Origin of the sequence: Flavobacterium sp. (assembly GCF_044369455.1) — a bacterium.
GTDB lineage: Bacteria > Bacteroidota > Bacteroidia > Flavobacteriales > Flavobacteriaceae > Flavobacterium.
Window position 1 is genome coordinate 1 of sequence record NZ_JBIPLW010000060.1, and the last position, 10,961, is coordinate 10,961.

General features: G+C 56.1%; 7 protein-coding genes. 3 read left to right on the forward strand and 4 right to left on the reverse strand.

The window, feature by feature from the left end; all coding sequences use genetic code 11:
* Positions 1 to 114 precede the first annotated feature (114 nt).
* Genes ACIQ2L_RS14045 through ACIQ2L_RS14060 form a run of 4 tightly spaced genes read right to left on the reverse strand, consistent with a single transcriptional unit; the run spans position 115 to position 6,125 of the window.
* Positions 115 to 1,383 carry a (Fe-S)-binding protein gene (locus ACIQ2L_RS14045; protein ID WP_396159921.1) on the reverse strand — a complete coding sequence of 423 codons (1,269 nt, stop codon included), beginning with the start codon at positions 1,381 to 1,383 and terminating at the stop codon, positions 115 to 117.
* A 1-nt stretch (position 1,384) separates the two neighbouring features.
* On the reverse strand, positions 1,385 to 2,497 hold the full coding sequence (locus tag ACIQ2L_RS14050) for an FAD-binding protein (RefSeq protein WP_396159923.1): 1,113 nt from the start codon (positions 2,495 to 2,497) through the stop codon (positions 1,385 to 1,387).
* Positions 2,494 to 3,939, reverse strand: a complete 1,446-nt coding sequence (locus ACIQ2L_RS14055; protein ID WP_396159925.1) for an FAD-linked oxidase C-terminal domain-containing protein — start codon at positions 3,937 to 3,939, stop codon at positions 2,494 to 2,496. The genes ACIQ2L_RS14050 and ACIQ2L_RS14055 overlap by 4 nt, the downstream gene beginning before the upstream one ends.
* 11 nt (positions 3,940 to 3,950) lie before the next feature.
* On the reverse strand, positions 3,951 to 6,125 hold the full coding sequence (locus ACIQ2L_RS14060) for a malate synthase G (protein WP_396159927.1): 2,175 nt from the start codon (positions 6,123 to 6,125) through the stop codon (positions 3,951 to 3,953).
* 505 nt (positions 6,126 to 6,630) lie between these two features.
* On the opposite strand from ACIQ2L_RS14060, the gene ACIQ2L_RS14065 reads away from it, so the two are divergent.
* The 3 genes from ACIQ2L_RS14065 to ACIQ2L_RS14075 all read left to right on the forward strand — a co-directional run.
* A complete protein-coding gene (locus ACIQ2L_RS14065; protein WP_396159929.1) occupies positions 6,631 to 9,027 on the forward strand; it encodes a hypothetical protein in 2,397 nt (798 codons plus the stop codon).
* Positions 9,028 to 9,263: 236 nt separating this feature from the next.
* Entirely contained in the window at positions 9,264 to 10,652 is a 1,389-nt protein-coding gene (locus tag ACIQ2L_RS14070; protein ID WP_396159932.1) for a hypothetical protein, read from the forward strand.
* Between the two features lie 110 nt (positions 10,653 to 10,762).
* The coding region (locus ACIQ2L_RS14075) for a hypothetical protein (protein WP_396159934.1) at positions 10,763 to 10,961 on the forward strand (199 nt) is incomplete at its 3' end.

Consider the following 10,961-nt stretch of genomic DNA (forward strand, 5'->3'; position numbering starts at 1 on the left):
AGCAACCATGCGTGCTTGTTCTAGAGTGATGGATGTTCCGTAGATAGGAAGTTGCGGGGTCGGGTTGTTCATTCGTCTGCGTTCTTATTGATTGAAGTGAAGATGCTAAAAAAATTATGAACCTTGATTGTCGTATGCATCGCGCAATACCTGCAGTGTATGACGAATCATGATAGGTGATCCCAATTTGGCCAGATGGACACGAAGCTGAGTCAGGCAACCGATATTGCCGGACGCAACGACGCTCGCACCCGTCGCGATCACGGCGCGTGCTTTTTGCTCTCCAAGTGATGCCGCGATCTCTGGTTGTTCCATGTTGTAACTTCCTGCGCTACCGCAGCATAGATGAGCGTTGGGCAGTTCCAAGAGTTGCAGTCCAGGAATCGTGCGGAGCAGTTCGCGTGGTTCGCGGCGCACGCCTTGAGCATTGGCCAAATGACAGGCGTCGTGGTAAGCGACTTTCAGCGGTGCACCGAAGCCTTGCGGCTTATCCAATAGACCGAGTTTGGTGAGAAAGACACTTACGTCCATAACGCGATGGCGAAACGATTCCGCTCGAGCCGCGTCGGGCGTGCCGGCGAGGACGAGATGATACTCATGCATGGCCGATCCGCAGCCAGCGGCGTTGGTGAGTACTGCATCTACATCGGTAGGAAAGGTGTTGAGGTTGCGTTTCGCAAAATTGCGGGCAGCATCGAGGTTGCCGGTGTGCCACGCGAGCCCGCCACAGCAACCTTGCGTGCGAGGCACGACCACTTCCACACCATTCCGCGAGAGCACTTCAATGGTGGCCGTGTTGATATCGGGATCAAGCACCTGCTGCGCACATCCGATGAGCAACGCCACACGGGCTCGGCGTTCGCATTGGGCGGGTGTGACTTCAGGCCAGCTTTGCTTCGGCGGTAGTTTCGCCGGTAGAAGCTCCAGCATGGGCTTGAGTGCAGTCGGCATCAGCGGCGCGAAGAACTTTCCTAACTTTCCGAGCGTAGCAGCGATTCGAAAGCGAGTCGGATACGGCACCGTCTTCGCAGAAAGCCACCTCGCAAATCTCTCGCCCGGACTCCGCTTGAACTTCTCTTGCGCCAACGCTCGGAAAGGACTGATCAGATCGCGATAGGGCACACCGCTTGGGCAGGCGGGTTCGCAAGCGAGGCAACCCAGACAGCGATCCACGTGCGGCTGAGCAGTATCCCAATCGAGTTTGCCTTCCAAAACTTCCTTCATAAGGACGATACGGCCGCGAGGGGAATCCATTTCCTGTCCCAACTCCTGGTAGGTGGGACAAGCAGCGAGACAGAAGCCACAATGAACGCAGCGCTCAATAGTTTCTGCCATCGGAAGGCCCAGAGGCCCAAACTTGTCGGTTGAAATATGGTGCAGCATCTCAGTCAAATTCCTCTAAGCCTGGGAAACGATTCTCTGCGTCGAGGGCATTCTTTACAGCTGCAGCAATCTGGAAATCGTGCCGAGCGCCAAGCCACAACGGAGCATCGCCGCGAAGCGTTATGCAGGGTACCTTCAGCAGCTTCAATTTGGCATCGATGGCTGTCACCTTCGCGTCCGATGAGAACGACGCGAACGCAACATTGCCACCTCCACTGACGAGAACCGTCGCGCCAAATTCTTCGAGGGTCCCGCGAAGCGACGCAGATGTGACTGGCGTCGTAGGCATCTTGAGGAGCAAGGCGGAATCTGCCTTTGCATCAAGGGCTTTAGAATTTTTTGCCCATTCGAACTCCGTCAGCGCCCCCCATTTTTCGTCAGCAACTTCGGTAGTCAGCCTTTCGCCAGGAAAGCGGTTCAGTATTTCGTTGGCAAGCGCGTCGAGCGATTCCGTCGGGCCAACGAGTCTTGCGGCAATATTTTTTGTATCGGGTAGCCAGTCGAGTGCATCGAGTTCCCATCGGGATGCTCCCGCCTGCGTAAGGATTTGTGTGGCGATTTCTGGACCGACCGTCTCCAACATCAAGGTGAGTCTTGACGTGTGGCGAGGGAAAACTTTGAAGGTAATCTCGGTGAGTATCCCAAAGCGTCCGAGACTGCCGACAAAGAATTTGGGAAGATCGAATCCGGCAGCGTTTTTGACTACCTTTCCACCCATCCGCAGCAGTCGTCCTGCACCGTCCACAAATTGAACCGCGAGGATAAAGTCACGCAGCCCACCAAATCGAAAACGTCCGGGGCCGCTGACGCCCGAAGCGACCGTTCCTCCAAGCGTCGCGCCCTTCGCAACAAGCATCGGATCGAAAGGTAGATACTGTCCTTGGGCTGCGAGTGTTTCCACGATCTCGCGCAACGGTGTACCCGCCAGTGCAGTAAAGGTAAATTCGCTCGGTTCGTATTCCACGATACCCGTGAGCTTTGCCGTGGAGAGCTTCACGGCACTGACGGCGGACAGACGCGGCTTCGTGCCCGAACCCACTGCGATGAGACGCGGCGTCGAACGCACTGCCTCGACAAGTTCGGCGGTATTGGCTGGAGTGAGTGTTGCGTTCATTCGCGGGAGATGACTCCTGCTTTTTCCAACGGATGCAGTCCGTGTTGCGTGAGCGAGGGAGCCTCGGATCCGGGAAACATCTTCCCTGGATTCGCGATACCGAGAGGATCAAACGCTGACTTCAAGCGTTTCATACAATCAATTTCTTCCTCACGGAACATGTCCGGTAAGAAGTCGCGTTTCTCGACTCCCAAACCATGTTCGCCCGTTAACGAGCCTCCCATCTCGACACACATCTTCAAGATACGACCGGCGAGTGCCTCGGCCCGATCGAGATCTCCGGGAACACGACCGTTGAACAAAATGAGTGGGTGCAGATTGCCGTCACCCGCATGAAAAACGTTGGCAACACGAATACCGGTCTCTCGCGACATTTCGCCGATGCGGCGCAATGCTTCCCCCAGCTTTCGACGTGGCACGACTCCGTCCTGAACGATGAAGTCCGGTGAAAGCCGTCCTACGGCACTAAATGCGCTTTTGCGCCCTTTCCAAATAGCCATTCGTTCTTCGGCATCTCGCGCTGGACGCGCTTCGATTGGCTTGCTGGCAGCGATGATCGCGTCGAGACGCTTGCGGTCTTCTGCGACCACTTCGCGCGGCCCTTCAAGCTCGACGATCAATACCGCTTCTGCACCTGCGGGATACTCGGCATGTACGGCAGCTACAGCAGCCTCTAGTGCGAGTGCGTCCATGATCTCCATCGCGCCAGGCAGCAAGCCACTTGCGATCACAGCAGACACCGTGTCGCCTGCCTCTTCTAGTGAATTGTATCCGGCCAGCACCGTATGGAAGCACTCAGCTTTGGGTAACAGTTGCAGCGTGACCTCGAGCGCGATGCCGAACAAACCCTCATTGCCGGTGAACAGCCCACACCAATCCGGGCCAACACTCTCGCGACTTACCCCGCCCCACTCGACGACTTCGCCAGTGGCTAGCACAGCCTTCATACCTAGGACATGGTTAGCGGTCATCCCATATTTGAGGCAATGTGCGCCCCCAGAATTGAATGCGACGTTGCCACCGATGGTGCAGATAGTCTGACTGGATGGATCGGGGGCATAGTACAGACCATGCGGAGCAGCCGCAATGCTTACAGCCGCGTTGATAACGCCCGACTCAACGACGGCAATGCGATTCAACGGATCAATTTTCAGAATCCGATTAAGCCGATTCATCGCGATGATGATACCCCCCGCAACGGGTAATGAGCCGCCGGACAGACTCGTACCGCTGCCGCGGGCGACGAATGGCAAGTGGTGTTGATGGCACAAACGAACCAATGCGACGACTTCATCGGTGGTCACTGGAATGGCAACGGCAAGTGGTGATTGCTGGAATGCCGTCAGCCCGTCGCTTTGGTAGACGGCAAGTTGCTCTGAACGCAGCAGCAACTGCTCTGGCCGAAGCAGCGTCTTTAAGTGTTGAATAGCAAGGTGGCTCATATTGTCGTTCCCTAATGCTTGCGAGATTTCACTTCTCGCCGACGAGCATGCAAAATGAATTCGGTGTAGCCGTTAGGTTGCACGCTGCCATGGAACACAAGGTCGCAAGCGGCTTGGAATGCAGTGTTTTCGTCAAAGTTTGGCGACATAGGTCGATAACTTGGGTCTCTCGCGTTTTGACGATCGACTACAGCTGACATTCGCCGAAGTGTTTCGGTCACTTGCTCCCGCGAACAGACACCGTGCCGCAACCAGTTGGCGATGTGTTGGCTGGAGATGCGCAACGTGGCGCGATCTTCCATGAGGCCGACGTCGTGGATGTCGGGCACTTTCGAACAACCCACACCGCTGTCAATCCACCTTACAACGTAGCCGAGAATGCTCTGGACATTGTTGTCGAGTTCTTGCTGGACTTCTTGAGAAGTTGGCCATGTCGTACCGAGCATTGGCAAAGTCAAAATATCGTCGAGGCTGGCTCGCGATCGTTTGGCAAGTTCTGTTTGGCGTTGTGCCACATTGATTTCGTGATAATGCAGGGCATGAAGTGTGGCTGCCGTGGGAGAGGGGACCCAGGCTGTATTCGCTCCGGCCATGGGATGCGCTCGCTTGGTCGCGACCATTTGTGCCATGAGGTCCGGCATGGCATACATACCTTTGCCGATCTGCGCGCGACCGCGCAGTCCGCATGCGAGTCCGTTGTCGACATTCCAATCTTCATAGGCAACAATCCAAGGCTGCGACTTCATGACGTTCTTTCGAACGACCGGACCTGCCTCCATGCTGGTGTGAATCTCGTCACCGGTGCGATCGAGAAAACCGGTATTGATGAACACCACGCGATCCTTCGCCACGCGAATACACTCCTTTAGATTGATTGTGGTTCGGCGTTCCTCGTCCATGATTCCGACCTTGACCGATGAAGGAGGTAGTCCGAGTGCATCTTCAATACGACCGAAGAGTTCGCAGGTCAACGCGACTTCCTCCGGCCCGTGCATCTTGGGCTTCACGATGTAAATGCTGCCGGTCCGGGAATTACGGAACTTCCCTAGGCCTTTTAGATCGAAAGACGAGATCAGGCAGGTGAAAAATGCATCGAGAAAGCCCTCTGGAATTTCGTTACCGTCGCTATCGAGCACGGCATCCGTGAACATGTGATGGCCGACGTTTCTCGCAAAGAGTAAACTGCGTCCCGGCAGGATCATCGTGCCACCGTCCGGTTTAGAATAGGTACGGTCAGGGTGGAGCGTGCGAGTCAGCGAACGACCACCCTTCTCAAAGGTCTCGGACAAATCACCTTGGATCAGCCCCAGCCAATTCGCGTAAGTATGCGTTTTATCCGCCGCGTCTACAACTGAAACGGAATCCTCCATGTCCTGAATCGTTGTGATCGCGGATTCGAGCACTACGTCCTTGATACCTGCAGCATCGGTTTTGCCGATGGGGTGAGCGCGGTCAAATTGAATCTCGATATGCAAACCATGATTGACGAGAAGAATGGTCGACGGCGATGCAGGTTCCCCAACATAGCCGATAAATTTCGTAACGTCGGCCAAAGTGGTTTGCTGGCTGTCAATCAATGTGACTAAGAGTTTTCCACTTTGCACGGCATATCCTGCTGCGTCCTTATGGCTGCCGCTTGCGAGTGGAGCAGCCTTATCCAAGAACTCGCGTGTGAAGGCGATAACCTTCGCACCACGCTTGTGGTTGAAGTCACCGGACTTTTTACAGCCGTCGGTTTCAGGAATTACATCCGTTCCGTAGAGCGCGTCATAAAGACTGCCCCAGCGAGCGTTGGCGGCATTGATCGCGTAGCGTGCGTTGGTCACAGGCACAACCAGTTGCGGCCCAGCAATGTTCGCCACTTCATGATCGACATTCTCTGTGATTGCCGAGAAATCTGGCCCTTCCGGTAATAGATAACCGATCTCAATTAAGAACCTCTTGTAGGCTTCTGCGTCATGAGGTTGGCCAGCGTGCGTGCGATGCCACTCGTCAATGCTGGACTGAAGATCGTCACGTTTGGCCAGCAGTGCGCGGACTCGAGGTGTGAGGTCGGTAACAATTCTCTCAAACGCCTCCCAGACCGCTATTGGCTTGAGACCCGTACCAGGACAGATGCGTTGGGTAAGCAGATCATTCAGAACAGTTGCGACTTGGAGACGGCCTTGTAAGATTCGTTGTGTCATAGTATTTCGTGGAACTTCGCAGCGGAAGGCTGATGCGGGAAGACTAGCTTGATTGTACAAGTTCAAGCCGTTCACCGTAGCATATCCCTATCGGACAGCAACAGGTTTGGTCCCATCACCATCATTTACACGGGAAGTTCGAGCATTGTCGCGGGGTCGGCATGTCAGTATCATTGCTGATGCTTGGGGATTAGAAGTACTGGTAGTCATTACGAAAATGGGTTGAGAAACATGGACTTTTCTATGCACCAAACATCCAACGGGAAGTCACCGGTTCCATCGAAGGTGCTCTGGCAGATGGCTCGCAAGTTGAAATATCGACCTATCAATGCCAATTGAATTGGTTTGCGAACTCAGGTCAAACGCCTCTGCTTGGCGTCGGGCTACTGCCGGCAAAGGAATTACGCGTCGACTACACAACGGCAACCACGAGCTTCAGTACAACAATAGATGGGAACAGCCACGGAATCAGCGGTGCATCTTGGACGAACCAACCCAACGCAGAATGGCAGCGGTTGAAACTGCGCCGGTAGATGGATTGGAATCGGAGAAGCCGCGATTTGCAAATTGCCGTTTGCTATTTCCGCTACTCGCCCTCTATGTCTTCGTCTTCGCGTTGTTCCCAGCTTCGCCGACCGCCGCAGAGGATGCGGCAGACTTCGCTAAGCTCGCTCCGGATGTCCTTACCAAGGAGCAGCGGAGTGAAGCGGTGGGCATGATCGACCGCGTGATTCGTCGCCGCACGGCCGAGGTCAACACTCGCAACCGCGAGCAGTGGTCCCAAATCGCATCGCGGGAACAATGGGAGAAGTTTCGCGACGAGCGAGTGGCCGCGCTGCGGCGTTCGCTAGGAGACTATCCTGCACCTCCCGCTAAGCTCAATGTCCGCACTACGAGCATTCTCACTGGCGAAGGTTTTAAGATTGAGAATACCGTCTACGAAAGTCGCCCTGGTCAATGGGTAACGGGCAACCTCTATGTGCCCGACAAGCCGACTGATTCGATGCCGGGCATACTGATAGCGCACGCTCATCATGGCGGCAAACGCGATAGCGAGCTTCAGGACATGGGCATGACCTGGGCTCGCGCCGGCTGTCTGGTCCTGGTGATCGACCAGGTGGGCTACGGCGAGCGTCGCTCGCATCCGTTCAGCAGCGACGAAGACTACGCGAAGCCGTACCGAACAGGTCGCCAAGACTATTACTTTCGCCAGGACACCGGAGTGCAACTTCAATTGCTGGGCGATAGTCTGATGGGCTGGATGGCCTGGGATCTGATGCGCGGCGTTGATCTACTTCTGGCACGTGACGGCATTGACGCCAAGAAAATCATTCTTTTGGGTGCTGTCGCGGGTGGCGGCGACCCGGCGGGGGTCACGGCTTCTCTCGATCACCGCATTGCCTGTTGCGTGCCGTTTAACTTTGGCGGTCCACAACCGGAAACTCGCTATCCCCTGCCAGAGGACGCCGAGACAAGCTTCAACTACCTGGGAGGTGCTTACTGGGAGTCCACTCGCGGTCTGCGACTCGGCGGCCGTGACGATTTTTTGCACTGGGTCATTGTCGGCAGCATCGCGCCGCGCCGGCTGATTCATGCCCACGAATTCTCTTGGGATCAGGAGCGCGATCCAGTCTGGAAACGGTATCAGAAAATCTGGGGCGAGTTCTACAATACGCCCGAAAACCTGGGCTTCGCGCATGGCAAAGGCCTGCTCAGCCAGCGTCCACCCGAGGCCTCGCACTGCAACAACATCGGCGTTTTCCACAGGCAGATGATTCATCCACTGTTCGAGCGTTGGTTTGGCATCAAGGTCACTGCGAAAGACGAATACAGCGCACCTCGCATGCCTGCGGAACTAATCTGCCTGACCGACCAGGCCCGGCAGGAATTAAAGCCTCAGAGCCTGAATCAACTGATGAGTGCCATCGGCCAGGAACGCATCGACGCCGCCCGCAAACGGCTCATCGGAAAGTCGCCGGCTGAGCGTCGCGAGCTCCTGCGAGCCGACTGGAGCAAGCTGCTGGGTGAAGTTTCGCTGGCCAAGTCACCCGTGATCAAAGCCACTGCGGTCGATGACCAACCCATTGCTGGCGCGAAGGTCGAACGCATCGTCTTGGAAGTGGAACCGGGAATCGTCGTGCCTGTGCTGGTCCTCTCGCCGGCCAAGCAGCTTGACAAGGTTCCAGTGGTCATTGGCTTGGCACAGTCCGGCAAGGCTGGATTCCTCAAGGAGCGATCAACGGAGTTACAGAAGCTCATCCAGTCTGGTGTGATGGTTGTCCTACCGGATGTGCGCGGTATCGGCGAATCGCGCGCGGACGATATCGACCTGACAACGAACCTGCAGCTGTTCGGCGAGACATTGCTGGGCCAACGGCTGCGTGACTTACGCTCGATCCTGGCTTACCTGCGTGATCGGAAAGACGTCCATGGTTCGCAGATCGCCCTCTGGGGCGACGCCTTTGCACCGCCGAACCCAGCAAACACCGACTTCAAGGTGCCCCGCAACGTTGACGGATGGCCTCGTGGGCCGGAACCGCTGGGCAGCCAACTGGTATTGTTAGGTGCTCTGTTCGAGGACGACATCCGCGCTGTCTACCTGGCAGGCGGCCTGGCCAGCTACCACGACGTATTGACGAATTTTGCAGTGTTGATCCCGCACAGCGCGTCAGTGCCGGGAGCACTAACAGCCGGCGACCTGTGCGACCTGGCCTGCAGCTTGGCGCCCAAACCCCTGCGGATGGAGGCGCTTGTCAATCATTTGAACCGCACTGTTCCAATCTCCGAACTGCACGGGGCCCACGCACTGTGTGTGCAAGCCTACACGTCAACTCCGAGCGCCTTCAGTATTTCTGAATTGCGATCATCGCCAGCAAACTGGCTCTTGGAACAACTCCGCTAAAGTCACATCGACAGTAGGGTGGTGACGAGAGTGAAGAAGGCGGTGGTGCCAAACCGGAGCGAGTTACGGCTTGGCATGAAAAGTCTATTCGGCAAATGACTTGGATCTCGAAACGGCGAGTGCCGCATCTTCACTGCGGGATTTGGTTGAGTTTCTGGCCTGCCTCAGGTAGGCTACGACTCTGTCAACCATCCATTTCGTGGGGCTCGGTCCATAATAACTTTAGATCGGTTCAAATGCACAGAAGAACAATTGCCGGATTCAACGCAATCGCATTGGCGTCAGCTTTATTGGTGTTGACGGCCATAGCCGCACCGATTGATGAACCAACCGGAGCGAATGTGCGGGATATCAGCTCACGTCGCGAGCTGTTCGTTGATCGGTACTTGATCGATCGACTCGACAACGCGACGCTCAAGCTGCATGAACCACAACTTGCTCCGGCCATGACCGAACCAGCCGACAACCTCGAATACGGGACCGTCATTAAGGACAACGAACTTTTTCGGCTCTATACGCGCGAAGGCCGCGGAGCCAAGTTCGATGGTGATACTCCGGAGGTCACTCGGTACTGCGAAAGCCGCGACGGCATCCATTGGACAAAGCCGAAGCTAGGGCTATTTGAGATTGACGGCAGCAAAGACAACAATGTTATCCTACACGAGGCGCCGTTCTGCCATAACTTCTCGCCATTTCTCGACGCCCGACCGAATGTGCCACCCGACGAGCGATTCAAAGCGCTGGCTGGAACAGTGAAGACGGGGCTGGTTGCGTTCCTTTCGGGAGATGGCATCCGCTGGCGAAAGCTGCAGCCCGAACCAGTCGTCACTTATACGAAGGAATACGCGTTCGACTCGCAGAACGTCTCGTTCTGGTCCGAAAGCGAGAGTTGTTACGTCTGCTACTTCCGCCATTTCCTAGACAAGGAACTGCGGTCAGTCTGCCGCACAACATCACTCGATTTCGTAACGTGGACGGAACCAGTGCCGCTCAAACCAAACTTCGACGGCGAGCATATCTACACGACGCTGACGCATCCCTATTTTCGAGCGACGCATATCTACGTAGCAACTCCAACGCGTTTTCATCCTGGTCGTGGCGAGAGCACGGACATCCTCTTCATGACAGCTCGCGGCAACGGCCCCTTCGATCGTACGTTTCGCGAAGCCTTCATTCGCCCTGGCCTGGATCCGGCGCGCTGGGGTAATCGCTCGAACTACGCGGCGCTTAACATCGTTCCAACTGGCCCTGCCGAGATGTCGATCTATACGACTCCCTTTCGCCGCTTTACGCTGCGGCTCGACGGCTTCGCGTCTGTGCATGTCGGCGCGGACGTCGGGGAGCTGGTCACGAAACCGTTCATGTTCTCCGGCAAGGAACTCGTGGTCAACTACGCAACGAGCGCCGGTGGCAGTATGAGAGTCGAGTTGCAAGACGCCGCTGGAAAAGCGATCCCAGGCTTCACGCTCGCCGATTGCCGCAATCTAGTCGGCGATGCCATCGAGCAACCGGTCGCTTGGACCAAAGGCGGCGACGTCTCATCCCACATCGGCCAACCGGTTCGCCTACGCATCGTCATGCAGGAGGCGGATCTGTATGCTCTGCAGTTTCGACCCGGTCCATAAAGCCTCAGCCGCGCAAGTCGGCCGATCAACCGCTTCATCGCGGTAGTGATTTCCGAACCCTCGACGGGAACCGTTGCGGGGCCAATCTCCAGGAGGAAGGGAACATCTACATGACACGACAACTTCTCGATATGGTGTTGTTGATTTTGAGCATCAATCTTGTACTCGCTGGCCATACTCTAGCTGATGAGCCAACTAGCGAGCAGCCGTTGATTGGCTACACGGAACTGCAAACCAATCTGCCAGGTGGACGGCATGCGAACGTGCGTACAATGCGCGCGACGGTGGTTCGAGCGGATGGATCGGGCC

Coding starts and splice junctions, on each gene's coding strand:
- ACIQ2L_RS14060 (WP_396159927.1), bottom strand. CDS start 6,125: ATGACACAACGAATCTTACAAGGCCGTCTCCAAGTCGCAACTGTTCTG.
- ACIQ2L_RS14070 (WP_396159932.1), top strand. CDS start 9,264: ATGCACAGAAGAACAATTGCCGGATTCAACGCAATCGCATTGGCGTCA.
- ACIQ2L_RS14065 (WP_396159929.1), top strand. CDS start 6,631: ATGGCAGCGGTTGAAACTGCGCCGGTAGATGGATTGGAATCGGAGAAG.
- ACIQ2L_RS14055 (WP_396159925.1), bottom strand. CDS start 3,939: ATGAGCCACCTTGCTATTCAACACTTAAAGACGCTGCTTCGGCCAGAG.
- ACIQ2L_RS14050 (WP_396159923.1), bottom strand. CDS start 2,497: ATGAACGCAACACTCACTCCAGCCAATACCGCCGAACTTGTCGAGGCA.
- ACIQ2L_RS14045 (WP_396159921.1), bottom strand. CDS start 1,383: ATGCTGCACCATATTTCAACCGACAAGTTTGGGCCTCTGGGCCTTCCG.